Here is a 23851-nt window from a genome sequence, read left to right on the forward strand (position 1 = left end):
GCCTCGGCGCGGGTCACAGGCTCGGTCACCAGCCGCGACATGCCCGAGCCGGGATCGAACCGCGCGCGCCGCGCCCGACCGCCATCGACCACGACGCGAATATCCTCAATCGTCAGCGAGGTTTCGGCGATGGCGGTGGCGAGCACGATCTTGCGGCCCTGCGCCACCGGGGCGATGGCGGCGCGCTGTGCGGCAAACTCCATCGCGCCAAAGAGCGGGCGAATCTGACACTCCAGCGGCACGCGGCCCTTGAGCAACGCCTCGACCCGCCGGATCTCGCCTTCGCCGGGCAGGAAGACCAGCACGCCGCCTTCCGTCTCCGCGACCGCCTGCGCCACCAGATCGGCCACGCCCTCCTCGAATCGCTGCGCCTTGCGGCGTGGACGGTCGCGCCAGCGGGTCTCGACCGGGAAGCTGCGCCCCTGAGAGGTGACCATCGGCACATCGCCCATCAGCCGCGCCACCGGTCCGGCATCGAGCGTGGCCGACATCGCCAGCAGGATCAGGTCCTCGCGCAGTGCCCCCGCCACTTCGAGGCAGAGCGCCAGACCCAGATCGGCATTGAGCGAGCGTTCGTGAAACTCGTCGAAGATCACCGCGCCGATGCCCGGCAGGTCCGGGTCCGATTGGAGCATGCGGGTCAGAATGCCCTCGGTCACCACCTCGATCCGGGTTGCGCGGCCAATCTTTGCCTCGCCCCGGATGCGGTAGCCGACGGTCTCGCCAACACCTTCGCCCAGTGTCTGTGCCATCCGCTCGGCGGCGGCGCGCGCGGCAAGACGGCGGGGCTCCAGCATCAGGATGCGGCCCGTCGTCAACCCCGCGCGCAGCATCTCCAGCGGCACCACGGTGGTCTTGCCCGCGCCCGGCGGGGCCTGCAACACCGCACGGCCCCGCCCGCGCACTGCGTCGATCAGGGCGGGGATCGCATCATGGATGGGCAAGGTCCGTGTCATCCCCCGCTTATCCGACAGCCGCGCGCGATTGGCCAGAGGGGCGTGCCCGGTCTGGACATTCGCGGCCCGGGCAAGGCATGAAGGCGCAACGCAAACAATCTCTCTGGCCGGGCGCATGGATATCACTGAACTGAGCGACAAGATCATTGTGGGAGATCGGCGTGCGCTTGCGCGGGCGATCACTCTGGTCGAGAGCGGGCGCGCCGATCACCGCGCGCAGGCGGCCGCATTGATGGAGACCTTGAAGACTGTTGAAAAGCAGGCGATTCGAGTAGGTCTTTCGGGGACGCCGGGAGTCGGGAAATCGACCTTTATCGAGAGTTTCGGGATGATGCTGACTGCGCGAGGGCTTCGCGTGGCTGTGCTTGCGGTTGATCCCAGCTCGGCGCGCTCCGGTGGCTCGATCCTCGGCGATAAGACGCGGATGGAGCGGCTGAGCCGTGACCCCGGCGCCTTTATCCGTCCCTCGCCCAGTCAGAGCCATCTCGGCGGAGTGGCGCGGCGCACCCGCGATGCGGTGGCTCTCTGCGAGGCTGCTGGCTTTGACGCGGTGCTGATCGAGACGGTGGGAGTTGGGCAATCCGAGACGGTGGTCGCGGAAATGTCCGATATTTTTGTGCTTTTGCTCGCACCCGCCGGGGGGGACGAATTGCAAGGCGTCAAGCGGGGCATCATGGAAATGGCCGATTTGATCCTTGTGAACAAGGCTGATGGCGATTTGAAACCAGCCGCGACCCGGACGTGCTCTGACTATGCGGGTGCTCTGAGGTTGTTACGAAAACGTCCGCAGGATCCGGAGGGATTTCCCAAGGCCATGACAGTTTCGGCCTTGCAGGAGGACGGTCTGGCACGCGCGTGGGATGAGATGACGGCTCTTGTGGACTGGCGCCGTGAGACAGGTCATTTCGCCGGACGTCGCGCCGAGCAGGCGCGGTACTGGTTTCAACAGGAAATCCGGCACTGCCTTTTGGCAAAGCTGGAGACGCCGGCTGCCAAGGCGATGATGCAAGATTATGCAGAGCGGGTCGCGACTGGCGAGGTAACACCGACGATTGCTGCCTCAGAGGTCGTGAAACACCTCGGAGATTGAAAATCAACTCTAGTCCGTCGTTTGGACATAGACGCCCTCTGGCAAGTCAAGTGCGGCCCCAAGGTCTCGTAGTTGTGTCATCGACAAGGTAACTTTGTGCGTTTTGTCCGTGCGCGGATCATATTGCTCGATCGTCACACATTCCTCGAATGCATTCACGATGACATCTTCGCCCAAAGGCTGCGTTCCCTCGTCCACGAGAGTGATCACGGTGGCGTCAAAGTCGTGCTCAATCGAAAACATGATGCCAGCCTAACCGGTTGGCGAGTCTTTGCAAGGGGTGAGCGAGGCCGAATGATGGGGCTTTCAAGGTGTGGAAACCCTGCTAAAACGTAGGATGGATGCGTTTTGACTGGGGGCGAATGATGAGGTGGATTTCTGTACTTGGTCTGCTGGTGCTGGCAGGTTGCGTCGATGTGGTGGACAGTGGGCCTGTGGAACGACCTGCTCCGCAGGACACGCCCCGTCCAGTTGCGAAAGCACCGACGCGGGCGCAGGTACAACAGTTCATGACAGTCGTGGAAAGGGTTGAACCGGTTGCCGAGCGTGAGTGCCGCGCACGTGCGCCGGGTTTGAACTGCGACTTCAGGATCGTGGTCGATGACCGACCCGGGCAGCCCTCGAATGCTTACCAGACGGTGGACAGGGCCGGCCGGCCGATACTTGCCTTCACGTTGCCGTTGATTGCCCAAGTGCGTAATCGAGATGAACTGGCCTTTGTAATGGGACATGAGGCGGCGCATCACATTTCCGGGCATATTCCGCGTCAGCAGCAAAATGCGGCGGCAGGTGCGATCTTGCTCGGTGGTCTGGCGGCGATTACCGGCGCGAACCAGAGTGTCGTGGATCAGGCTGTCGATATCGGTGCGGGTGTAGGCGCGCGAAGCTACTCGAAGAATTTCGAATTAGAGGCAGACGCGCTTGGTACCGTCATCACACACAGGGCCGGGTACAACCCGGTTCAAGGTGCGGAATTCTTCACTCAAATTCCGGATCCGGGAAACCGCTTTCTCGGGACGCACCCCCCGAATGCGCAGCGCATCGATACCGTGCGTCGGGTAGCGGCCGGGCTCTGATATGCGGCAACTCAAGGGCGTTGTCAGTGATCGAGGCTCGAACTATGCGGTGTCCGGTGGCATGGCGCATGACCGTGAAACGGTTGACGCGTTTATCAAATCTCTGAAAAGAGACAAGAAGTTTGCCCGTGCGACGCATAATACTTGGGCCGTCCTGTTGTCTGATGGCACACCGCTCAAAGGTGACGATGGAGAGGCAGGTGCTGGACAAGTGATCTTGCGAATGCTGGAGAGGGCCGAATTGCGGGATCATGTGATCGTCGTAACGCGTTGGTACGGAGGAAAGAAATTGGGTGGTGACCGGTTTCGCCACGTTCAGGATTGCGTGCGTGCCTATCTGGAAAATTACTCGGCTTGATACAGGTCAAGGCAAGATGCGGCGTCGGCTGGAAAACTGGCGGTGCACCGAAAAGGAGAGATGGCATGCAACGTACCATAACCCTGAAACGTCACGCCGCGCTTGTGGATGACATGGCCAATAGGCTTGGCGTTGATTTGGAACAGAAAATAATGGAAGGTCATATGACCTTTGATGCGCTGGACGATGTTGTTCTGGCTTGTACGGGCTGCGCGAATCCCGGCGAGTGCGAGCGTTGGCTCGGTGAGAACAAGAGCGCTGAGGCGACGCCGGAGTATTGCCGCAATTCCGATGTTTTCGCGCGTCTCAAAACGGGCCGTCACGCCTGATCGCATGTTTTCATCTAAGCGTTCAGTGTGATCCGGGGCTCAAATCCGGGTGGCAAGCGCCGAGGTTATGCCGAGGAAGAAGCAAGCGCTGGCTATGGCAACAAAAAAGTGCCAAATGGCATTGGCGAAGCGCAAACTGTCCCAAGCGTAGAACACGACACCGAATGTATAGAGCAATCCGCCACAGACCAGAAGTGCGAGGCTCGTACTTGGGAGAATGGCGGCGAGCGGAATGAAGAGTGTGACTCCGATCCAACCGAGCGCCACATAAGGCAGCCAACCGGTCGTCATATGGCCGCGTTTGGCCATGATCTTTGTAGCTGCTCCGAATAGGGCGAGACACCAAACGAGGCCTAGGATCGCATAGCCGAAGGCTGTGCCCAAAAGCACGCTGAGCGGTGTAAACGTTCCTGCGATCTTTACGTATATGGCTGCATGATCCAAGCGTCTGAGCACCGGGCGCGCGACTGTGTGGGCATAGAGATGGTACGCCGCAGAGGCTGCAAGCATCAGCAACAAAGCGCCGGAATAGACGATGGTGGATGCCAGTGTCACCCCGTCCATGCGCAAGGCCAACATGGCAAACAACACTCCTATCCCGGTAAGCGCGGCCAAAATCCCTGCAACGTGAACTGCCCCGTCGGCGAGCCGCTCCGCGCGCGAATATGCTGGGTAAGACATGGTTATCATCCATCCAATCTTATCTTAGGTAGTTAATTTTCTCATAATATCACAGGGAATAAACGGAGAATTTGGCAAATTCAGGGTGACGTTGGGGAAATTCACGCGGCCGCCAAATATAACATTCGAGTCGCGCAATAATATAAGATTTGCGATACTACACCTGATAATAGAAGGAGTTAGGGCATGAAACGCCGTTTTTTTGTGGGTGTTTTAGGGGGGCTGGCCATAGGGTATGGTTTACCCGCAGATGCTGACCCTACACGCGTCAACGCTTCCGCGATCGAAGCCTTGCTTTCAGGCAACACCATTGTCGGCAGTTGGTCGAGCGCGCCGTATCGTCAATTTTTCAAGAGCGATGGCACGACGATATATGTGCCGGATGTCGGGCGTCCTGATGAGGGCCGCTGGCGTGTCAATGCCGAGACAAACAATTATGAGAGCTGGTGGCGCAGCACAGGGTGGACACCTTATGCCATGGTACGCACAGAAGATGGTGCATATGCATGGGTCAACGGGGATAGCTTGGAGCCGTTCGACGTGCTGGAGGGGCGGCAGGTTGAGTGAACTGCCGATACGGGGTATGATGAACTTTGAATTTGCAATGGTGTCATTAGAGTAACGTGCCTTTTCAAGGCGCCTTTACTCGGGTCGGAGAGAAGGCTGGCGGAACGGGGCGCGCCCGATACTGTCATAGGCCACGAATCCGGCACGTTTGGCGTCCTTGACCGAGTAGATGTTGCGCAGGTCGGCCATGCGGGGCGTGGACATCTTGCGTGCCAAGCGTTTGAGGTCGAGCGCGCGAAACTCATTCCATTCCGTTAAAAGCACAACAAGGTCGGCATTGTTTGCACATTTATATGGATCTTCCTGCCAGACAACGCCGGGCAGCAGGGCCTCCCCTTCGCGCTTGCCCTGCGGGTCGGTGACACGCACGCGCGCGCCGCCTCCCACAAGCGCTGGAATTATGGTCAGCGCGGGCGCATCGCGCATGTCGTCGGTATTGGGTTTGAAGGTGACGCCCAACACCGCGATGATTTTGCCGTTGAACGAGCCATCACAGAGATCCAGCAGCTTGTCGATCATGCGGCGTTTCATCTCTTCATTCACGTTGATCACCTTTTCGGTGATTTGCATGGGCAGACCGTGATCTTGCCCGATCCGCGCGAGCGCCTTGGTGTCCTTGGGAAAGCAAGAACCGCCATAACCGGGACCTGCGTGCAGGAACTTGTTGCCAATGCGCCCGTCCAGACCCATGCCGTGGCTGACGTGTTTCACATCGGCGCCAGTGCGTTCGCAAAGGGCGGCGATCTCGTTGATGAAAGTTATCTTGGTTGCGAGGAATGCATTCGCGGCGTATTTGATCATCTCCGCACTCTCCAAGTCAGTCGTGACAATCGGAAAATCCCGCAAGTAAAGCGGGCGGTAGATTTCGGCCATGACATCGGCGGCGCGATCGGACTGTACCCCAACGACCACCCGGTCAGGCTTCATGAAATCGTCTAAAGCGGCACCCTCGCGCAGGAACTCGGGGTTCGATGCGACGTCGAAATCGAGCGCGGGGTTGGCCTTTTTCACGGTCTTTTTCACGGCGCGGTTGGTGCCCACCGGCACGGTGGACTTGGTGACGATTACGACATATCCCTTGGCGGCGCGCGCAATCTCTTCGGCTGCGGCCATGACATAGGTCAGGTCTGCATGTCCGTCACCTCGGCGGGTAGGGGTGCCGACTGCGATGAACACGGCCTCTGCCCCAGTGATGGCCTGTTCCAAATCCGTGGTAAAGCTCAGGCGGCCGGCTTCGACGTTCTTGGCCATGAGCGTGTCGAGCCCCGGCTCGAAGATCGGCACCTCGCCGCGTTCCAGCATGCTGATCTTGTCGGGGTTCTTGTCGACGCAGGTGACGTCATGGCCGAAATCGGAGAAACACACCCCCGAGACGAGCCCAACATACCCCGTGCCGATCATCGCGATCTTCATGCCAAACGCCCTTTACCGAAGAAACTCTGATTGTGCCTGTATTGGCGGTCAAATCAGGTGTGTCAACGCGTGAAAAGGGGAATGATCGGAGGAAAACGGGATGACTGTCGCTTCTGGCCTTGGCTTGCGACAGTGTAACAGATCAGTGAATTATTTCTTCCTCGCGCACGAACATGTTGGCCCATGCCCGCTCGATCAATTCGGGGGTCATCTGGTAGGGGATGCCCTCGAATTCGCATATCGAAATCATCTGGTCGATCAGAAACACGGGCTGATAATTGGCATAGACATTGTCGATCGTCGGGTATTTTTCCTTGATCAGGTAGATCAATGCTGCCTCATCAAGGGGCATGCCCTTTTTGCGTGCGACCATCGCAAAGATCTTGAGGAAATCCGATTGGCACGGTCCGTCGATCTTGATCTTGTAGAAAATCCGGCGCAGCGCGGCCTTGTCGAAGATCGCGTTGGGGTGAAAGTTGGTCGAGAAGATAACCAGCGTATCAAATGGCACCTCGAATTTCTCGCCCGATTGCAGGGCTAGGATATCCTTGGATTCCTCAAGTGGTACGATCCAGCGGTTGACCAGCGTCTGCGGCGGTTCAGCCTGACGGCCAAGGTCGTCGACGATGAATATGCCGCCGGTGGATTTAAGCTGCAGCGGAGCCTGATAGGTGCGGGCGGTTGGATTGTAGACCAGATCGAGCATCGACAGGCTCAACTCGCCCCCGGTGATCACGGTCGGCCGCTCGCAGCGCACGTAACGAGTATCGAAGGTGCGCTTGCGGCGCAGCGAGTTGGGATCGTCAACCTCGACCTCGGCCTTGGAATGCACGATAGGGTCATAAACAGTGATGACCTGGCCGGAATACTCGATGGCGCGCGGCACGTAGATCTTGTCGCCCATCGCATCGCGGATGCCATTCGAGATCGAGGACTTACCATTGCCCGGCGGGCCGTACATCAGAATAGAGCGGCCCGCACTCACTGCGGGCCCCAGGTGATCGAGCAGTGCGTTGGGCAGGATCAGGTGGCCCATTGCGTTGGTCAGCTGTTCACGGGTGATCTGGATATTGCGGATCGACTGTCGCGTGACCTGTTCACGATAGACGGCAAGCGGCACCGGCATGGCCCCGAAATATTCCGACTGGCTCAGCGCGTCGAGCGCACGCGACTTGCCCGCATCTGTCAGTTGATACCCCATCTCGCCGCCCGAGGTGGCATTCAACGTGCCGGTTGCCTCGACCAGCTTTTGGCTACGTGACATGTCGATCAGTTCTTGCGTGACCGCGCGTGGCAGGCAGATCGCCTCGGCGATATCCGACGCAAGGTCGAGGTTCTTTCGAAACATCGTCTTGAGCAGGATGTCTCGCATCATCACGACAGGCAGTTGCATGTCCTCGAGGCTGCTCGGGGGCGGGGGAGGTTGAACGCCGGTGCTAACTTGCATGTTCATGAGAATTGCCTGTGATCTGCCTTCTGGATTCACCACAAGCATGGCTGCCAAAGGTGCAAAAATTAAGGAGAGGGACGGGCAGCTCTGGGGCGCTCAGGACCCGTGCAGGGCGCCTAGACCCAGATATAACGCGAGCGTAGCGCCCAGTGCAAAACCCATTGGAAACTTGTTACCGGTGCTCCAACTCTTCCAGTCCGGGGCGAGGCGGCGCAGCGGGCTGTGCTTGGCCACGCGGTGTGTGACAAAGGCCCCGAGCAGCGTGGCAGCAAAAATCAGGCACAAAGTCGCCGCGTCGCCGAGTGCAACGAAAGGTGCCGCGGCGGCAATGAACTTAGCGTCGCCAGCCCCCATGAGACCGGCCGCGTTCATGACTATACCGACCACCAGCATGACCGCCAGATGGACCAGCCGCCAAGGGTACTCGGCCAAGGGAAGGGCAATTAGCCCTATCACCACGAAAATGCCGCCAAGACAAAGAACGGCGGTATTCGGGATCGTCATGCGGCGCAGATCGCTATATGCGGCCCATATGCAGACCGGCAACACAAAGGGCAGGAACCAGAGCGCGGAATGGGCCGTTATGTCGAGCGTCATCTTGTGGCTCAGCCTGCAACGTTCGCTTCGAGCGCCCGCAAGCTTCGCACAGCCTCTTCGAAATGCTGGGGGTGGGTGTCGATCGCGTCTCGAAGCAGGCCCTGGCCAATATTCGTGTCACCCTGCTTGATCGCAGAGAGGCCGAGCGTGTAGAGCAATTGCGCCCGCTCTGTCTGTGTGACTGGCAGGACCGGCAGCGAATAGTTGCGCTGCGCACCGCGCGCCAGAATGAGGTTGTTTTTGGCCGTAAATAGTTTTGGGTCCTGGCGCACGGCATCTGTGAACAGGCGTTCGGCTCCGGAATGATCCCCGCGTGTCAGCTTGGAATAGCCCCAGTTGTTCATCACGCTTGCCGGTTGTGTGGTCAGGCCGACAGCGGTCTCGTAAAAACTGTCTGCTTTTTTCCATTCCTGATTGCTGTCGGCGATCATCGCCTCAAGGCGGTAGCGCTTGAATGTCTCATGGGTCGGCGGGATGCTGTCCAGCACGGTATCCGCGCGATCCCATTCGTTGTTGCGAATGAGCGCGTCTGCGAGAGCGACCTTGTCATCGTGGGTCACATCCTTGTGCTCGGCGATCTTGCTCCACACGGCGACTGCCTCGGTGTTGCGCTTGGCCCGTACCAGCGACTTGCCAAGCCCGCGCTGAAGATCGATCCGGTCGGGTTGCTCGCCAACCGCGCGCTGAAAATAGGCAACCGCCTCGTTGGGGTCTCCGGCGGTCAGCATGACGTCGTTCAGGTTGGTTTCATCGACGACGTTGATGTTTTGGAAGGCGCGGTCAACGTCGTTTCCGGTGCTCTTTTCGCAGGCGGACAGCGCAAACGCGCCCGTCACGCACAGGGAAACAAGAATAGGGTGGCGCATTTTTGCGTCCTTTTACTGCATCTGCCTCGTCACGGTATCTTGCGGATCAGATAGTCGCTGCTGCCCCGCCGTACCAATTTGTAATCTTGCTCTTGTTCAATACCATAATCGGAATTTTCCGATTTTGCGAGAGCTAAGCGCAGATTGTCGCGGATTGAGTCACTTTCGCCATTGTCGAGCGCATAGGCACGGCGCAGGATTTGCTCGGCCTCGGGATACTGGCGCTGCTCCACGAGCACGACGCCTAGATTGTTCCAGACCTCGGGTGAGGCGTCTTGGCTCTTGATAGCGTCGCGCAACAGGCGCTCTGCTGTGCCTAGACGTCCTAGCGCCAGATTTGCACTGCCAAGGCCGGCCAGAACATCGGCGCTCATGCCGTGAGTCACGGCGGCGCGGGTGAATGCCTTGTGCGCAAGCTCGTATTCCCCGGCATCCATCAGCCTGTGGCCCACGATGAGCCCGTCCACACCCTCGGCACCGGGCGCGGGGCCGGGGGCAAAGGGGGTGTCGTTCTGAGGAGCGGCAAGGCATCCGGCCAATACGAGACAACCTGTGAGGATAAGCGCCACCCGCCGCGTCATTTCACACCGTTTATCTCTCAGACATGGCCATCAGTTCCATGATTCCCAGAACCGAAGGGCCGACCAGAATGATCAGCAATGGCGGTACTGTAAGCATCATGGTTGCTAATGTCATCTTGGTCGGCAGCTTGTTGGCCTTTTCCTCGGCGCGCATGACACGTTTGTCACGCATCTCGGCGGCATAAACGCGCAGCGCCTCACCGATCGAGGTGCCAAAGGTCTGTGATTGTACCAGAACGGTGACAAAGCTAGAAATATCCTGCACGCCACACCGCTCCGCCATCTCGTTGAGAACGGATGCCTTGTCGCGCCCGGCCTTGATCTGAAGGGCCACGATCTCAAATTCCTCGGACAATGCGGGGTAAGAGGCGCGGATTTCGTTGGCGACGCGGATAATTGCCTGGTCCATGGATTGTCCGGCCTCGATACAGACAAGCATCATGTCGAGACTGTCGGGGAATCCGTCCTGAATCTCTTCCTGGCGCTTTTGCTGGCGTTTGGTGATCCAGTATTTGGGCAGCATGTAGCCGACACCGGCGGGTCCGAGAATATACATAAGCGTTTGCTGTGTCGTTGTCTCGGTACCGGATTTGAACAACAGATAGTATGCGACCCCCAACACCAAGAGCCCGAGCCCAAGCGCGAACTGTGCGAAGTGGAAATACCGCACGGCGTCGCGGTGCCTATAACCTGCCTGCATCAGGGTCAGGCGCATCTGGCTTAGTTGTTTGGCGTCCTGTGGTTCCAGAAAGCTTGCGTAGCGGTCGAGCTTTTTGTTCTGCGCAGCAGCGCGAAGATTTGTCTTGCCATCGCCTGTCTGACGACTCGCCGCAGCCGAGTTCGCCTTCTTGAGCTTTTCAAGAGGATCCTGTTTTTGCCGAAGCATCAATGGGATGGTGAACAGCACCAGCATGACGCCCAGCCCGCCAACCGCAATCAGGGGGCCAAACGGCCCGAGCGCGCCGGTGAGGATATCGTTGATAGAGGACAGGATTTGCATGATATCTGCCTTAGACCTTGATGTTCACGAGGGCGCGCATGACAATGAGATTGAGCACCAGAAAGACGCCCACGACGAGCACGGCGGGAATGAAGAACGGGTGCAGCATCGCCTCGTCATAGTAATCCGGCTTGATCACCTGGATGCCGATGAGCGCAAAGATGGGAAAACCCGAGAGAAACTTGCCCGACCATTTCGCCTCGGCTGTGATCGCCTTGACCCGCCTAAATAAGCGAAAGCGGGCGCGGATCACCTTGGCCAGACCAGCAAGAATTTCGGCGAGGTTGCCGCCTGATTGCTGTTGGATGGTCACGGCCACGGCGAGAAAGCGTAGATCCTGCATGTCGAGCCGCTCGGCCATTTCCTTGAGAGCTTCGCCCATGTCGCGGCCATACGCGGCCTCGTCAGCGATAATCCCGAATTCAGTGGCAAGTGGGTCGGCAACCTCAGTGGCGACGATGCCGATGGCCGACGAAAACGGGTGGCCGACGCGCAGGCTGCGCACCATCAGTTCGATGGCGTCAGGCAGCTGCTCTTCGAGCATGCTCATGCGCTTGCCTGCCTTCATGCTGATCCATGTAAAGATACCGCCAACACCGATGCCGACAGAGACCACCGCCCGGACCGGTACAGCGGTCTCGGTGCCGATCGAGAGGCCGATGAAGGCCAGCACGCTAAGCCCGGCCATCAGCATGATCAACTGTCGCGGCGTGAATGCAATCGCCGCTTTCTGCGCCTTTTCCGACAGGATCGCATAGAGCGGGATCTTGCGGGCTTTGAGATGCTGCTGCATCTCCTTGCGCAGGGTTTCCATGACCTGTTCACGATTGCCAGACTTGTCGAGCATCTCAAGGCGCCGGTTGACCCGGTTGTTGAGGCTGATCGAGCGTCCGAAAACGGTGAGATATATGCCTTCGACCAACACGAGAACGCCGACGAATATCAGGCCGTAGATAATCGGTTCTGCACTGAGTGTCATCTGCGTTACTCCGCTGCGATGGGTTCGTAGATATGTGCCGGCAGGTCATAGCCCCAGAGGCGGAAGCGTTCGGAATAATGCGAGCGCACGCCGGTGCCGGTGAAATGACCGATAATCTTGTTGTCGGGGCTGAGCCCGACGCGCTGAAAGCGGAATATCTCCTGCATCGAGATAACATCGCCCTCCATCCCTGTGACTTCGGTGATCGAGGTCATTCGGCGCGACCCGTCCTGAAGGCGGTTTGCCTGCACGATGAGGTTGACAGCAGATGCGATCTGGCTGCGCACGGCCTTGAGCGGCATCTCGATGCCGGCCATGGCGACCATGTTTTCCAGACGGCTGATCGCGTCTCGGGCATTGTTGGCGTGGATCGTAGTCATAGAGCCGTCGTGGCCGGTGTTCATGGCCTGCAACATGTCGATCACCTCCTCGCCGCGCGTCTCGCCCACGATGATGCGGTCGGGGCGCATGCGCAGCGCGTTCTTGAGGCAGTCGCGCGGGCTCACCTCGCCCTTGCCCTCGACATTGGGCGGGCGGCTTTCCATCCGGCCCACATGGATCTGCTGGAGTTGCAATTCGGCGGTGTCCTCGATGGTGAGGATGCGCTCCGCATTGTCGATGAAAGACGAAAGGGCATTGAGTGTGGTGGTCTTGCCCGAGCCCGTTCCGCCGGAGACGATCACGTTGAGCCGTGTCGCGACGGCGGCTTGCAAATAGGCGGCCATTTCCTCGGAAAACGCGCCAAAACTGACCAACTCGTCGATGCCAAGCTTGTCTTTCTTGAATTTTCGGATCGAGACGAGGCTGCCATCCACCGCGACCGGTGGCACCATCGCGTTAAAGCGCGAGCCGTCGGCGAGGCGGGCGTCCACATAGGGGTTCGATTCGTCGACACGCCGTCCCACTGCGCTCACGATCTTGTCGATGATGCGCAGCAGGTGACGCTCGTCCTTGAAGGTGACATCGCTGAGTTCCAGCTTGCCCGCACGTTCGATGAAAATCTGCTGTGGACCGTTCACAAGAATGTCGTTGACGGTGTCATCCTTGAGCAGCGTTTCGAGCGGGCCAAGCCCTTTGACCTCATCGTAGAGTTCCTGAGTGAGCTGTGTGCGATCCTCACGGTTGAGAACGATACTTTTCTCTTCGAGGATTTCGCTGGCGATAGAGCTGATCTCTGCGCGCAAGTCCGACTCGGTCGCGGTGTCGAGTGCGGCCAGGTTAAGGTGATCGAGCATCGCACGGTGCAGCTCGATTTTGATCTCACTGATACGCTCCTTGCGCTTGCGCTCCTTGTCGATGCCGACCGGCTTGGCTGCGGCGACAGGGGACGGCTTGCGAAAGGACTGCGACTGGACTGCCTCGACCGCAGCCGTTTGGGGGGCCGGAGCCGGTGCGGCGTTGGCCGGGCTCTTGGTGGCTGCGCCAGATTTCTTATATCGGGAAAACATCGCTTCTACCCTTTTTCCTAAGCTGCTTCGACGTCGCTCTTGCCCAGATCGTGAAGAGATCTGGCCAGTTTGGCGATTTCGCGGCGCAATGGGTTCTTGGCTGCGCTCGAGGCGAGCGGCAGGCCATGATCCGAGCTCTGGCAGACCGCGCGGCCACCGTCTGGCAGTTGCAGCTCGATGTTGATCTCAAGGCTCTCGGCCAAGCGTCTGACGCGGCTTTTTCCGCTGAGGTCGGTGAATTTCGGGGCGCGATTGAGACAATAGCGAAGTTTTTCAACCGGCAGGTCCTCGGAGAGCAGGGCGCGTTTGACCCGCAAAGTGTTTTGCGCCGAGCGCATGTCGAGCTCCAGCGTGGCGAAATAGATATGCGCCGCGTTCAGCACCGATTCCGTCCATTGAACCAGCGTGCCTGGCATGTCGACGATCACATAGTCGAAATGCTTGCGTGCAAGGGCCAGCACTTTGTTGACGTCCTCTGACGTGATCATATCGAGCGGCAGGATGTCCGACGGGGCGGTCAGAACCCAGAGCTTGTCATCAAACGAAACCAGTGCCTGGCGGAAGATGTCATCATCCAGCACTTCTGTATCGGACCACATCTCGAACACCACCTCGCGGCGCGGCAGATCAAGATATGTCGATACTGATCCGAATTGCAGGCTGAAATCCAATAGGCAGACACGGGGCGGATTGGTTTTTTCGACATTAGCCAATTCCCACGCGAGATTCACGGCAAGGGTCGTGGCGCCGGTTCCGCCTGACAACCCCTGAACCCCGAGGATCACGGCGTCGCCTTCTGTGGGTTTTTCAAGAGCAGCTGGAGTGCTCGACGTCGCGAGCTGAACCGGAGCCGGAGCGTTGCGCAACCGGTCAATGGCGGCCTGAAGCTCGCCTTCGGGCAGAGGATAGGGCACGAATTCATCGGCACCGTGGCGCAGCAACTGGTGCAGTACGGCAGGGCTTACATCCTCTGCGATCAGGATGACCTTGATACCTTGCTTGCTGGCCAGAACGATGATCTCGCCAAGCATCACGAGATCGTCCTCATCCGTCTCATCGATCGCAATTGCGACGAATTCCAGAGATTCGGCCTCGGGCTGATTGAAGAACGCCAGAGCTTCGGCGAATCCCAGATCTCCCCAGGTCTCGCCGAGAGCCGTCTCCATATCTTCGATTAACAGATCGAAGTTCTGCACGTCGCGGCTGATGGTACAGGCAACGATTGGTATAGGTTCTGGCTGTTTTATGGCACTACTCGTCATTCTAATGGTCCTGTTCTTGCCGTCGTCACGCGGGTGTCGCGAATGCGCTTGCCGGATATTTAAATGCGGTCATCCGGCGAGCCGGTCGCGTGCGACGGGAAACCTTTGGCACTCAGAGAAGATGCGCTTCAAGTTGGGCGACATTTGGGCCAAAAGATCGTAATTGTGCGATATCAGGATACAAAAAACCCGCCCAGTCGGGGCGGGTTTCAGTTGGCTCGGCCTTGGCCGAACAGGGAGAACGTGTGCGAAGGTTACTCGTCCACCGCAGAGCCGCCCTGAACCATTGAAATCTGTGATTCAGGCTGTGCACTGTTGATGTATTCGCGATAAACCACCTCGGCGTACCTGCCGTCCATGATGATTGGATGCGATTGGACGAAGCCGGATACCTCGGTGACGGTCCGCCGGTTGCGGCGCTCGCGGCCCTGCGTCACGATCAGTGGCTGCGTCTCGCCGAAAGAGGCCACCGCCTCGAGACGCGCTCGACTGATTCCCTGGCTGGAAAGGTAGGCGACTACGGCCTGTGCCCGTCGCATGCCGAGCGATTTGTTGTAGGTGTTGGAGCCGACCGCATCGGTATGTCCGTAAACACGGAACCGCACTTCCGGGAACTGGCGAATCCAGCGCGCCTGCTCGCGAAGCGTGTCCCGCGCGCCTGCATCAAGCACGGCGGAATTGAACGCGAAATTGACCGTGCTCATGACCTCGTTGGCAAATCTGTTAGACAGGTCATACGCGTAACTGCGTTCACCAGTCATTACGAGATGGTTGTTCATCACCGCCTCGCCGAATTGGCCATTGTCAATGAGCGAACCCGCTTCGCCGTAATAGGAACGGTAGACCTCGCCTTGCTGAGCGCAGGCCGAGGCGGCGATCAGGCCGGCAATTGCGACAACGTGTTTCATGTCCTCGGCCCTCTGCTTAATCCATTACATAGCCATAGGATCCGGTAAAATCCTGCTTGGCCACTTCGCCCACCGGGCCATTGCTATTCGCACCGCGTGCCACGCGACCGTTCAGGAAAAGATCCTTTTCCGATGGCAGTTTGACCCGATCTGTCGGAAGCGCAAGCGCTTCGCCACGGGTGGGCGATACTAGATGTGCCGAGACAATGATCACCAACTCGGTTTGCGAGCGTTGGTAATCGGCGCTGCGGAACAACGTTCCCAGTACCGGAATGTCACCCAGCCATGGCACCTGGCCGGCGTTGTCTCGAAAGTCGTCTTGAAGCAGACCCGCGATCGCAAAGCTGTCACCATCGCGGAGCGCGACCGTGGTCGATGTGTCCCGGCGGCGGAACGCCGGTACGGAAAACCCATCTGCAACCAAGGCGTTGGCCGTATCGATGGACGAGACCGCCGCGGCCATTTCGAGATTGATTATGCCATCGTCCACGACGCGCGGGACAAAGTTGAGCTCAACCCCAAAGGGCTTGAACTCGACGGTTGTGGTATCATTGTCCTGAGCCACCGGCACCGGGAATTCACCGCCGGCCAGAAACTTGGCTTCTTGCCCCGAAAGTGCTGTCAGGTTTGGCTCTGCAAGGGTGCGAACGACCCCTTTTGTTTCGAGCGCTTCGAGGAGGATGCCCACTTCGACCGAACCCACGTCAAAGCCGAACGCAAAAGCCGCATTGTTGCTGTTCGCCGGGGGAATGGCGCCGCCCAGAACACCCAGAACCCCCGCCTGGGTGTTGCTGGTGTTGGTGCCGCCGATCACGCCGAGGCCGCTGCCGCTGCGCCCGTCAATTGCCAGCGAGGTCGAAAGTGCCTTGGACACGCTGCGCTGCATTTCTGCAAACCGGACCTTGAGCATGACTTGCTGCTTGCCGGATACGGACATCAGATTCGACACCCGCTCAGGCGCGTAACGCTCGGCAAGATCCAGCGCGCGCTGCATGCGCGAAGCACTCGAAACCGCGCCGGAGATCACGATGCCGTCGTTGGCGCTTCGCACTTCGATCGGCTCTCCGGGGAGGATCTGTTTGAGGCGCTCCTTAAACTCCTCGATGTCCGTGCTGACATGCACATCGATATTTGTGATGAGACCGCCCGTGCCGTCAAAAAGGCTGAGCGTCGTGCGCCCTGGTGTTTTTCCCAAAACATATATCGTGCGATCTGAAAGGGTGGAGAAATCCGCAATGGCCGGGTTGGCGATGCTGAGTTCTGCAAACGACACATCGCTTTCTACGACAACGGCGCGGTTCATGGCAACATTCAGATTGCTTGATGTGCCGTTACGCACGACACGAATGGTTTCAGCATGCGCAATCTGCGGCAGCTGACCTGCAAAAAGCGCCAACCCTGTCAGGGCCGCGCATAGATATTCACGCAATTTCATGTGACCTGCCTTTCCGATCACGCCTCATAATTGGGTCTTGATGCCCGTAATTCGGATCAGTGTGGGCCACTTCCGATTTTTTTTCAAGAATCAATGCGGATTTGCTCATTTTTATCGAAACTGTGACCTGTTTCATGTCGCAACGCGTAAGGCGCCCCCGAGGAGGCGCCTTGTCGTCAACTCACCCGGAATCAGTTGGTACAGGGAATGGGTGTCTCGATCACTTCGGCGCCGCGGCGTGTGCGGATCGTGCAGGTCTCCTTGACGGGTGCTTCTTCGACCACGGTTTCTGCAGTAAGACCCAACAGGCTGTGCTGGTCGACCTCGATCGCCTCGGCCACAGTATCGTCAAGCGCACCGACAAGAGAGAGTGACAGGCGCCCTGTGGATTGTGCCTGTGCAAGGGCCGCGACCTGCTGTGGCCGCACAGAAACGGTTACGGTGCGCGCGATCACGGCTTCGGTCATGTCCATGTCCGACACTTGGTCGACGGCAATCAGTTTGATTCCTGTTTCGATCAGCTTGGTCACTTCACCGGTCGAATTGGCTGCGGTGCGCACGTTGCCAGAGCCGACATTGCCGGTCCAGTAAATGTCGACCGTATCACCGGGGCGCAGGAAGCCGGAAACACCGCTGGTGACGTCAACCTTTATCGCAAAGGCGCGCATACCACGTTCCAGTTGCGATGTGATGCCGGCTTCTTCTCCGGGTTTGGTGACTTTGACGGCAAGGATAGGCTCGTTCTTTTCCATCCGGCGCAGGGCCTTGCGCGGCACGCCCTCGCCTTGCGGGAACAGCTCTTCCATCTTGCTGAAAATGCCCTCCGGCAGAGAGTCCTTCGGAAATGCGGTGAGGTGCACAGCATCCTTCTCGAGCGGCTCACCATATTTCAAGGCGCGCTTTGCGACGAAGATATCGACAGTCTCGATGTTTGGGGCACGCTGCTGCCGCTCGACGGCCAACTGACGCTGGTAGCCGTCAATATAATTCTTGGCCATGTAGACGGCGAAGCCCGCGAGCCCGAGGCCCAGCAACAGCACCAATCCGAACACTACTCGCATGGGGTTTCCTTTCCATCAAACGCTTCGATCCGACAATCCCGTCGAAGATCAAAGGCCGGGATATCAGGGGATTGTGTCAAAAACAGGGACGGAGGGCGGCGTTATCTCGCCATTGTCCTGCGCGGCGCATCTTGGGCGCGCGATACAAAATGGCCGCGGGCGTGTGCCGCGGCCATTCTGTTTGTAATCTTGAGGCCGATGGCCTGAGCAAGACTTATTCGTTGGCGAAGCCGAGCGTACCCAGATCAGCCGCAGTCGTGCCCGACATCTCGGTGTCGATGGCGGTTGCGAGGCCGGTGATGCCGGTGTTGACAGATGCCACGCCGGCAATGCCCAGGCCCACGACTGCTGCGGTCAGAACGACCCAGTCAACTGTAACGGCGCCGTCTTCGTCTTTCGAGAAGTTTTTGATGAATTTGATCATTGTTGGTCCCTCCAAAGGATCAGTTTACTGTGTTGTCACACCCGCTTCAGTTCCGGACCCCTCATTTTTTTTGGCCCGTTGCCGTCGTGGTGTGATTACATATAGCCAGCCAATTCAGGCGGGATTTTGGCGTGATTGGTGCGATTTTCGAGAAGATTAAGTTTTTGAGAAGAAAATTGTTAAGCGTCTGAAAGTAAACAAAAGTTAGGAAGGATATCTTTTGATAGCAATCTTTTGCGTGTGAATTGTGGCGCAAATGGCGCGCGGCCTGACCTGCTTTCGCATACAATACTGGCTTGGGATATGGATTTTTGCGATACTATGGACAAAGAGACAGAGGCAGAGCAGAGCCCGCTATGAAATTTTTAAGTCTTTTCCTGTCTGCTGCGATTCTCGCGGCGCCTCTTGCTGCGCAAGAACCTAAACCCTTTCCCGATTTTACATTCAAGCGGGAAAAGGCCCCCGCGGCCGGTGCGCGGCGCAAGCCATTGGTGCAGATCAAACCTGACGAGAGCCGCGCACGGGTCGAACCGCGCGCAACCGGCACAGCGCCAAAATCGCCGCGCGTGGCCGACTACGGATGGTTCTGGACAAATGTCCCACCAGAGCGCGCGACGGATAGTGCTCTGCGCCTGCGTGCCGCGATGGAGCATCTGGCGCGTCCGCCCGCCGGAGAGGCCGTCAACGTCCCGCGCTTGCAGGCGGTGCAGGCGATTGCGCTGTCGGAAGGCCAGCACATCCTGCGCGAAACCATCGGCACGCAAATTTCCCCGGCGCTGGTTCTGGCGGTGATCGCTGTCGAGTCGTCGGGGCGACCGGCGGCGGTCAGCGGGGCAGGGGCACAGGGCCTTATGCAGCTGATGCCCGATACGGCCCGCCGTTTTGGTGTGACCGACAGCCTGTCGCCCGCACAGAATATTCGTGGCGGCGTCGCCTACCTCAACTGGCTGATGGGAGAGTTTGACGGCGATGTGGTGCTGGCACTCGCCGGGTACAACGCGGGTGAGAATGCGGTGAAACAGCATGACGGCGTACCGCCCTATGCCGAGACCCGGGATTATATTCCCAAGGTTCTGGCGGCCTACGAGGTCGCGCGCGGTTTGTGCAAGACCAAGCCGGAATTGATCACCGATGCCTGCGCGCTCAATCTTGCACTGAACTGAGGGCCGGGCAATCCGCTTGCCCGACCCGCACGTCTTTTCAGTTGACGATGGTCGCCTCGGTCGCGGCGCGCAACTCGTCTTCGCTCACACCCTCGGCGGTCTCGACGATCTTGAGGCCACCCTCCACCACATCAAGTACACCGAGATTGGTGATGATCCGGTTGACCACCCCGGTGCCGGTCAGCGGCAGGGTGCAGGCCTTGAGCAGCTTGCTGTCGCCATGCTTGTTGGTGTGATCCATCACCACCACCACGCGGCGCACGCCCGCGACCAGGTCCATCGCACCGCCCATGCCCTTGACCAGTTTGCCGGGGATCATCCAGTTGGCGAGATCGCCATTCTCGGCGACTTCCATCGCACCGAGAATTGCCATCGCGATCTTGCCACCCCGGATCATGCCAAAGGATAGGGCACTGTCAAAATAGCTGGTGTGGGGCAATTCGGTGATGGTCTGCTTGCCCGCGTTGATCAGGTCCGGGTCTTCGGTGCCCGCGACCGGAAACGGCCCCATGCCCAGCATTCCGTTTTCCGATTGCAGCGTGACATGCACGCCCTCGGGGATGAAATTGGGCACCAGTGTCGGGATGCCGATCCCGAGATTGACATAGGTGCCGTCCTCAAGTTCCTGCGCCGCACGCGCTGCCATCTGATTGCGATCCCAGGGCATGATCAGGCCTCCCTTACAGTGCGTTGTTCGATGCGTTTCTCATGCTCGCCCTGGATCAGGCGATGCACATAGATGCCGGGCAGGTGAATGTGATCGGGGTCCAGCTCGCCGGGTTCGACGATCTCCTCGACCTCCATGATGCAGGTCTTGCCGCACATTGCCGCCGGCGGGTTGAAGTTGCGCGCGGTCTTGCGGAAGATGCAGTTGCCGGTGGTATCGGCCTTCCACGCCTTGACGATCGAGAGATCGGCAAAGATGCCGCGCTCCAGAATATAGGTCTCGCCGTCGAATTCCTTGTGTTCCTTGCCCTCGGCGATCTGTGTGCCCACCCCGGTCTTGGTGTAGAAGCCGGGTATGCCACAGCCACCGGCGCGCATACGCTCGGCCAGCGTCCCCTGCGGGTTGAATTCCAGCTCTAGCTCACCGCTCAGATATTGACGCATGAATTCGGCATTCTCGCCCACATAGGACGACATCATTTTGCTGACCTGTTTGGTCTGCAGCAGAATGCCGATACCGAAATCATCGACGCCCGCATTGTTGGACGCGAATGTCAGGTTCTTGACGCCTGAGTCGCGGATTGCCGCCAAGAGCAGTTCGGGGATGCCGCAGAGCCCAAAGCCGCCTGCTGCAATCAGCATGTCGTCTTGCAAGAGCCCGTCAAGAGCCTCTGCGGCCGAGCCATATACTTTTTTCATCTTTAAACTCCTCCTGAAGTTTTCCGACACCCGTATCGGGCGGATCGCCCCCTCGTGTCAACGCGCGTGCCGCCGCATCGCAGCGAAATACGGATTACTACGTAGCGCACACGCCAAGCCCCGCTTTCCGGCCAAGAAAGCGACGCGAAATTTGTTTAGGTTTTCCAGGTCGCCTCGCGTCAGCCGGTTTTCTTTTTGGCAGTGGTTTTTTTGGCGGCAGGCTTTTTCGCCGCCTTACGCGGCTTGCCCGTCTTGGCGGATTTCTCGGCGATGAGTTCAACCGCCATCTCCGGCGTTACATCCTCGGGCTGTACATCCTTGGGTAGCGTGGCGTTGACCTTGCCCCATTTCACATAGGCACCGTAGCGCCCGTCCATGATGTTGATCGGCCCGCCTTCCTTGGGGTGCTCACCCAGTTCGCGCAGTGGCTTGGCGGCAGCACGCCCGCGCCCGCCGGGATTGGCGCGCTTGGCGGCCAGTAATTCCACCGCCCGGTTCATACCGATTTCGAACACATCCGACGGGTCCTTGAGATTGGCATAGACGGGTTTGGCGTCCTCGGGTCCTTGGTGCATGATATACGGGCCGAAGCGGCCGAAATTCGATTTGACCATGCCGCCCTCGGGGTGCTCGCCCACCTCGCGCGGTAGGCTCAGCAGGGTCAGCGCCTTTTCAAGCGTCATTTCCTCGGCCTTCCAGCCCTTGGGCAGGCTGGCGCGGTCTGGTTTCTTGTTCTCTTCGGTCGCCTCGCCGCGCTGCACGTAAGGGCCGAACCGGCCAGAGCGCAGGGAAATCTCGTTGCCGTTCTCGTCCTCGCCGAGGATGCGGTCGCCGTTTTCCGCCGCATCGCCGCCGATGGGGCGGGTGTAGCGGCATTCGGGGTAGTTGCCGCAGCCGACGAACCCGCCCGAGCGCGAGGTCTTGAGGTGCAACTGCCCGGTGCCGCAGAGCGGGCATTGGCGCGGGTCGCCGCCATCCTCGCGCGGGGGGTAGAGTGTGGGGGCGAGCGCGTCGTCGAGCACGTCGAGCACCTCGGAGATCCTGAGCTCCGATGTCTCGGCGATCGCCGCCGAGAAATCGCGCCAGAAGCGAGACAGGATCTCCTTGTAATCCGCCTCGCCCGCGCTCACCCGGTCGAGATCCTCTTCGAGATTGGCGGTGAATTCATAGCCCACATATTTGCGAAAGAAATTGATCAGGAAGATCGTAACGATCCGCCCCTTGTCTTCGGGGTAGAGCCGGTTCTGTTCCTTGCGGACATATTCGCGGTCCTGGATCGTGCCGAGCACGCTGGCATAGGTCGAGGGGCGACCGATGCCCAGCTCTTCCATCTTCTTTACCAGCGTCGCCTCGGTATAGCGGGGCGGGGGCTGAGTGAAATGCTGCAGGCTTAGGACGGATTCATTCTCTGACAGCACGGCAGTTGGGTTCTCGGCCCCGTCCTGCGCCTTGGCGAATTCGGGACGCAGCGAGGAGTTGGCAAAGATCGCCTTGTCGCCCTGCATGATCTGCGGCAGGCGGCGGTCGTCATCGTCGCCCACGACATCGTCGCGGCCCTCTTCATAGATCTTGAGAAAGCCGTCGAAGAGCATGACCTGACCGGTGGCGCGCAAGCCCACCTGACCGTCCTCGCTGCCGATCTCGACCGTGGTGCGCTCCAGCCGTGCAGCGGCCATCTGACAGGCGAGCGTGCGTTTCCAGATCAGATCGTAGAGCTTGCGCTGATCGGCGTCGGTGCTCTTGATCTTGCCCGCGTCGCGCGTCATCTCGGTGGGGCGGATGCATTCATGTGCTTCCTGCGCGTTCTTGGCCTTGTTCTTGTACATCCGCGGGCTTTTGGGCAGGTAGTCTTCGCCGTAGCGGTCCTTGATCGCGTCGCGCGCGGACATCACCGCCTCGGGGGCCATGTCGATGCCGTCGGTCCGCATATAGGTGATATAGCCCGCCTCATAGAGGCGCTGTGCTGCACTCATGCATTGCTTGGCCCCCATGCCGAACTTGCGGCTCGCCTCCTGTTGCAGGGTCGATGTCATGAACGGGGCCGAGGGGTTGCGGGTGCCAGGCTTGGCCTCGACCGACGTAACAGACAGGGCGCGTGAGGACACCGCCTGCACGGCCATTTCGGCCTGCGTCGCGTTTTCCAGATCGTATTTGTCGAGCTTCTTGCCCGCCAGGGTGACCAACCGTGCCTCGAACTCCTGGCCGCGCGGGGTGGCGAGCAGGGCCTTCACGGACCAGTATTCACGCGCGTTGAACGCCTCGATCTCCATCTCGCGCTCGACGATGAGGCGCAGGCAGACCGATTGCACGCGCCCCGCCGAGCGCGCGCCGGGCAGTTTGCGCCAAAGCACCGGGGAGAGGTTGAAGCCAACGAGATAATCGAGCGCGCGGCGTGCCAGATAGGCCTCGACCAGCGGCGCGTCGACCTGCCGGGGGTTTTGCATCGCCTCGGTGACGGCGGTCTTGGTGATCGCGTTGAACACCACGCGGCTTACGGGCGTGTCCTTCTTGATCGCCTTGCGCTTGCGCAGGGTTTCCTCGAGATGCCAGCTGATCGCCTCGCCCTCGCGGTCGGGGTCGGTGGCGAGAATGAGGGCATTGTCATCCTTGAGCGCGTCGGCGATGGCCTTGACGTGCTTGCGGCTGTCAGCGCCCACTTCCCATGTCATGTCGAAGCCGTTTTCAGGATCGACCGAGCCGTCCTTGGGCGGCAGGTCGCGCACGTGCCCATAGCTTGCCAGAACCGTGTAGCCATCGCCCAGATACTTGTTGATCGTCTTGGCTTTGGCGGGCGATTCGACAACGACTACGGGCATGGGCACTCCTTCCGACTCTGGTGGCG

General features: G+C 59.3%; 25 protein-coding genes. 6 read left to right on the forward strand and 19 right to left on the reverse strand.

The window, feature by feature from the left end:
• Positions 1-956: DEAD/DEAH box helicase (locus Q0X85_RS08385; protein ID WP_297771337.1), on the reverse strand; the 956-nt coding region annotated here is incomplete at its 3' end.
• 115 nt (positions 957-1071) lie between these two features.
• Here Q0X85_RS08385 and meaB point away from each other — a divergent pair.
• On the forward strand, positions 1072-2046 hold the full coding sequence (gene meaB / locus Q0X85_RS08390) for a methylmalonyl Co-A mutase-associated GTPase MeaB (protein WP_297771339.1): 975 nt from the start codon (positions 1072-1074) through the stop codon (positions 2044-2046).
• Between the two features lie 9 nt (positions 2047-2055).
• Here meaB and Q0X85_RS08395 read toward each other — a convergent pair whose 3' ends face one another.
• Positions 2056-2289 carry a hypothetical protein gene (locus Q0X85_RS08395; RefSeq protein ID WP_297771341.1) on the reverse strand — a complete coding sequence of 78 codons (234 nt, stop codon included), beginning with the start codon at positions 2287-2289 and terminating at the stop codon, positions 2056-2058.
• A 122-nt stretch (positions 2290-2411) separates the two neighbouring features.
• Between Q0X85_RS08395 and Q0X85_RS08400 the strand changes: the two genes are divergently transcribed.
• The 3 genes from Q0X85_RS08400 to Q0X85_RS08410 all read left to right on the forward strand — a co-directional run bounded on the left by Q0X85_RS08400 (position 2412) and on the right by Q0X85_RS08410 (position 3809).
• The gene (locus Q0X85_RS08400) at positions 2412-3122 is read left to right on the forward strand and encodes a M48 family metallopeptidase (protein WP_297771343.1); all 711 of its coding nucleotides are present in this window, start codon (positions 2412-2414) and stop codon (positions 3120-3122) included.
• A 1-nt stretch (position 3123) separates the two neighbouring features.
• Positions 3124-3480, forward strand: a complete 357-nt coding sequence (locus Q0X85_RS08405; protein ID WP_297771345.1) for a YigZ family protein — start codon at positions 3124-3126, stop codon at positions 3478-3480.
• A gap of 113 nt (positions 3481-3593) precedes the next feature.
• Positions 3594-3809, forward strand: a complete 216-nt coding sequence (locus tag Q0X85_RS08410) for a DUF6455 family protein (protein ID WP_297771454.1) — start codon at positions 3594-3596, stop codon at positions 3807-3809.
• A gap of 39 nt (positions 3810-3848) precedes the next feature.
• Here the strand turns inward: Q0X85_RS08410 and Q0X85_RS08415 are convergent, their stop codons facing one another.
• Positions 3849-4490, reverse strand: a complete 642-nt coding sequence (locus Q0X85_RS08415; protein WP_366129624.1) for a hemolysin III family protein — start codon at positions 4488-4490, stop codon at positions 3849-3851.
• 186 nt (positions 4491-4676) lie between these two features.
• Between Q0X85_RS08415 and Q0X85_RS08420 the strand changes: the two genes are divergently transcribed.
• Entirely contained in the window at positions 4677-5057 is a 381-nt protein-coding gene (locus Q0X85_RS08420; protein WP_297771347.1) for a hypothetical protein, read from the forward strand.
• 75 nt (positions 5058-5132) lie between these two features.
• On the opposite strand, the gene Q0X85_RS08425 is transcribed toward Q0X85_RS08420, so the two are convergent.
• From Q0X85_RS08425 to Q0X85_RS08485, 13 genes are all read right to left on the reverse strand, one after another.
• The gene (locus tag Q0X85_RS08425) at positions 5133-6470 is read right to left on the reverse strand and encodes a UDP-glucose/GDP-mannose dehydrogenase family protein (protein ID WP_297771348.1); all 1338 of its coding nucleotides are present in this window, start codon (positions 6468-6470) and stop codon (positions 5133-5135) included.
• Positions 6471-6612: 142 nt separating this feature from the next.
• Positions 6613-7923 (reverse strand): ATPase, encoded by a 1311-nt coding sequence (locus Q0X85_RS08430; RefSeq protein WP_297771349.1) that lies wholly within the window; start codon positions 7921-7923, stop codon positions 6613-6615.
• 93 nt (positions 7924-8016) lie between these two features.
• A complete protein-coding gene (locus Q0X85_RS08435) occupies positions 8017-8517 on the reverse strand; it encodes a prepilin peptidase (RefSeq protein ID WP_297771351.1) in 501 nt (166 codons plus the stop codon).
• Between the two features lie 8 nt (positions 8518-8525).
• Complete coding sequence (locus Q0X85_RS08440; protein ID WP_297771353.1) at positions 8526-9383, reverse strand: tetratricopeptide repeat protein; 858 nt, start codon at positions 9381-9383, stop codon at positions 8526-8528.
• 29 nt (positions 9384-9412) lie between these two features.
• Complete coding sequence (locus tag Q0X85_RS08445) at positions 9413-9964, reverse strand: tetratricopeptide repeat protein (RefSeq protein ID WP_297771355.1); 552 nt, start codon at positions 9962-9964, stop codon at positions 9413-9415.
• Between the two features lie 10 nt (positions 9965-9974).
• Positions 9975-10964, reverse strand: a complete 990-nt coding sequence (locus Q0X85_RS08450) for a type II secretion system F family protein (protein WP_297771357.1) — start codon at positions 10962-10964, stop codon at positions 9975-9977.
• A 10-nt stretch (positions 10965-10974) separates the two neighbouring features.
• Positions 10975-11943 carry a type II secretion system F family protein gene (locus Q0X85_RS08455; RefSeq protein WP_297771359.1) on the reverse strand — a complete coding sequence of 323 codons (969 nt, stop codon included), beginning with the start codon at positions 11941-11943 and terminating at the stop codon, positions 10975-10977.
• 5 nt (positions 11944-11948) lie between these two features.
• Positions 11949-13391, reverse strand: a complete 1443-nt coding sequence (locus tag Q0X85_RS08460; protein WP_297771361.1) for a CpaF family protein — start codon at positions 13389-13391, stop codon at positions 11949-11951.
• Between the two features lie 17 nt (positions 13392-13408).
• Entirely contained in the window at positions 13409-14653 is a 1245-nt protein-coding gene (locus tag Q0X85_RS08465) for an AAA family ATPase (protein ID WP_297771362.1), read from the reverse strand.
• Between the two features lie 254 nt (positions 14654-14907).
• The gene (locus Q0X85_RS08470) at positions 14908-15561 is read right to left on the reverse strand and encodes an OmpA family protein (RefSeq protein ID WP_297771363.1); all 654 of its coding nucleotides are present in this window, start codon (positions 15559-15561) and stop codon (positions 14908-14910) included.
• 16 nt (positions 15562-15577) lie between these two features.
• Positions 15578-16996 carry a type II and III secretion system protein family protein gene (locus Q0X85_RS08475; protein ID WP_297771365.1) on the reverse strand — a complete coding sequence of 473 codons (1419 nt, stop codon included), beginning with the start codon at positions 16994-16996 and terminating at the stop codon, positions 15578-15580.
• 191 nt (positions 16997-17187) lie between these two features.
• Positions 17188-18057 (reverse strand): Flp pilus assembly protein CpaB, encoded by an 870-nt coding sequence (gene cpaB / locus Q0X85_RS08480; RefSeq protein WP_297771366.1) that lies wholly within the window; start codon positions 18055-18057, stop codon positions 17188-17190.
• A 214-nt stretch (positions 18058-18271) separates the two neighbouring features.
• A complete protein-coding gene (locus tag Q0X85_RS08485) occupies positions 18272-18481 on the reverse strand; it encodes a hypothetical protein (RefSeq protein ID WP_297771367.1) in 210 nt (69 codons plus the stop codon).
• Positions 18482-18837: 356 nt separating this feature from the next.
• Between Q0X85_RS08485 and Q0X85_RS08490 the strand changes: the two genes are divergently transcribed.
• Positions 18838-19644 carry a lytic transglycosylase domain-containing protein gene (locus tag Q0X85_RS08490; RefSeq protein ID WP_297771369.1) on the forward strand — a complete coding sequence of 269 codons (807 nt, stop codon included), beginning with the start codon at positions 18838-18840 and terminating at the stop codon, positions 19642-19644.
• 37 nt (positions 19645-19681) lie between these two features.
• Here Q0X85_RS08490 and Q0X85_RS08495 read toward each other — a convergent pair whose 3' ends face one another.
• The 3 genes from Q0X85_RS08495 to topA all read right to left on the reverse strand — a co-directional run bounded on the left by Q0X85_RS08495 (position 19682) and on the right by topA (position 23825).
• Positions 19682-20311, reverse strand: coding sequence for a 3-oxoacid CoA-transferase subunit B (locus Q0X85_RS08495; RefSeq protein WP_297771371.1), 630 nt, complete (start codon positions 20309-20311; stop codon positions 19682-19684).
• A gap of 2 nt (positions 20312-20313) precedes the next feature.
• The gene (locus tag Q0X85_RS08500; protein ID WP_297771373.1) at positions 20314-21009 is read right to left on the reverse strand and encodes a CoA transferase subunit A; all 696 of its coding nucleotides are present in this window, start codon (positions 21007-21009) and stop codon (positions 20314-20316) included.
• 179 nt (positions 21010-21188) lie between these two features.
• A complete protein-coding gene (gene topA / locus Q0X85_RS08505) occupies positions 21189-23825 on the reverse strand; it encodes a type I DNA topoisomerase (RefSeq protein WP_297771375.1) in 2637 nt (878 codons plus the stop codon).
• Positions 23826-23851 lie beyond the last annotated feature (26 nt).

This window comes from uncultured Roseovarius sp. (assembly GCF_947259555.1).
GTDB lineage: Bacteria > Pseudomonadota > Alphaproteobacteria > Rhodobacterales > Rhodobacteraceae > Roseovarius.

Coding starts and splice junctions, on each gene's coding strand:
- meaB (WP_297771339.1), top strand. CDS start 1,072: ATGGATATCACTGAACTGAGCGACAAGATCATTGTGGGAGATCGGCGT.
- Q0X85_RS08395 (WP_297771341.1), bottom strand. CDS start 2,289: ATGTTTTCGATTGAGCACGACTTTGACGCCACCGTGATCACTCTCGTG.
- Q0X85_RS08400 (WP_297771343.1), top strand. CDS start 2,412: ATGAGGTGGATTTCTGTACTTGGTCTGCTGGTGCTGGCAGGTTGCGTC.
- Q0X85_RS08405 (WP_297771345.1), top strand. CDS start 3,124: ATGCGGCAACTCAAGGGCGTTGTCAGTGATCGAGGCTCGAACTATGCG.
- Q0X85_RS08410 (WP_297771454.1), top strand. CDS start 3,594: ATGGCCAATAGGCTTGGCGTTGATTTGGAACAGAAAATAATGGAAGGT.
- Q0X85_RS08415 (WP_366129624.1), bottom strand. CDS start 4,490: ATGTCTTACCCAGCATATTCGCGCGCGGAGCGGCTCGCCGACGGGGCA.
- Q0X85_RS08420 (WP_297771347.1), top strand. CDS start 4,677: ATGAAACGCCGTTTTTTTGTGGGTGTTTTAGGGGGGCTGGCCATAGGG.
- Q0X85_RS08425 (WP_297771348.1), bottom strand. CDS start 6,470: ATGAAGATCGCGATGATCGGCACGGGGTATGTTGGGCTCGTCTCGGGG.
- Q0X85_RS08430 (WP_297771349.1), bottom strand. CDS start 7,923: ATGAACATGCAAGTTAGCACCGGCGTTCAACCTCCCCCGCCCCCGAGC.
- Q0X85_RS08435 (WP_297771351.1), bottom strand. CDS start 8,517: ATGACGCTCGACATAACGGCCCATTCCGCGCTCTGGTTCCTGCCCTTT.
- Q0X85_RS08440 (WP_297771353.1), bottom strand. CDS start 9,383: ATGCGCCACCCTATTCTTGTTTCCCTGTGCGTGACGGGCGCGTTTGCG.
- Q0X85_RS08445 (WP_297771355.1), bottom strand. CDS start 9,964: ATGACGCGGCGGGTGGCGCTTATCCTCACAGGTTGTCTCGTATTGGCC.
- Q0X85_RS08450 (WP_297771357.1), bottom strand. CDS start 10,964: ATGCAAATCCTGTCCTCTATCAACGATATCCTCACCGGCGCGCTCGGG.
- Q0X85_RS08455 (WP_297771359.1), bottom strand. CDS start 11,943: ATGACACTCAGTGCAGAACCGATTATCTACGGCCTGATATTCGTCGGC.
- Q0X85_RS08460 (WP_297771361.1), bottom strand. CDS start 13,391: ATGTTTTCCCGATATAAGAAATCTGGCGCAGCCACCAAGAGCCCGGCC.
- Q0X85_RS08465 (WP_297771362.1), bottom strand. CDS start 14,653: ATGACGAGTAGTGCCATAAAACAGCCAGAACCTATACCAATCGTTGCC.
- Q0X85_RS08470 (WP_297771363.1), bottom strand. CDS start 15,561: ATGAAACACGTTGTCGCAATTGCCGGCCTGATCGCCGCCTCGGCCTGC.
- Q0X85_RS08475 (WP_297771365.1), bottom strand. CDS start 16,996: ATGAAATTGCGTGAATATCTATGCGCGGCCCTGACAGGGTTGGCGCTT.
- cpaB (WP_297771366.1), bottom strand. CDS start 18,057: ATGCGAGTAGTGTTCGGATTGGTGCTGTTGCTGGGCCTCGGGCTCGCG.
- Q0X85_RS08485 (WP_297771367.1), bottom strand. CDS start 18,481: ATGATCAAATTCATCAAAAACTTCTCGAAAGACGAAGACGGCGCCGTT.
- Q0X85_RS08490 (WP_297771369.1), top strand. CDS start 18,838: ATGAAATTTTTAAGTCTTTTCCTGTCTGCTGCGATTCTCGCGGCGCCT.
- Q0X85_RS08495 (WP_297771371.1), bottom strand. CDS start 20,311: ATGCCCTGGGATCGCAATCAGATGGCAGCGCGTGCGGCGCAGGAACTT.
- Q0X85_RS08500 (WP_297771373.1), bottom strand. CDS start 21,009: ATGAAAAAAGTATATGGCTCGGCCGCAGAGGCTCTTGACGGGCTCTTG.
- topA (WP_297771375.1), bottom strand. CDS start 23,825: ATGCCCGTAGTCGTTGTCGAATCGCCCGCCAAAGCCAAGACGATCAAC.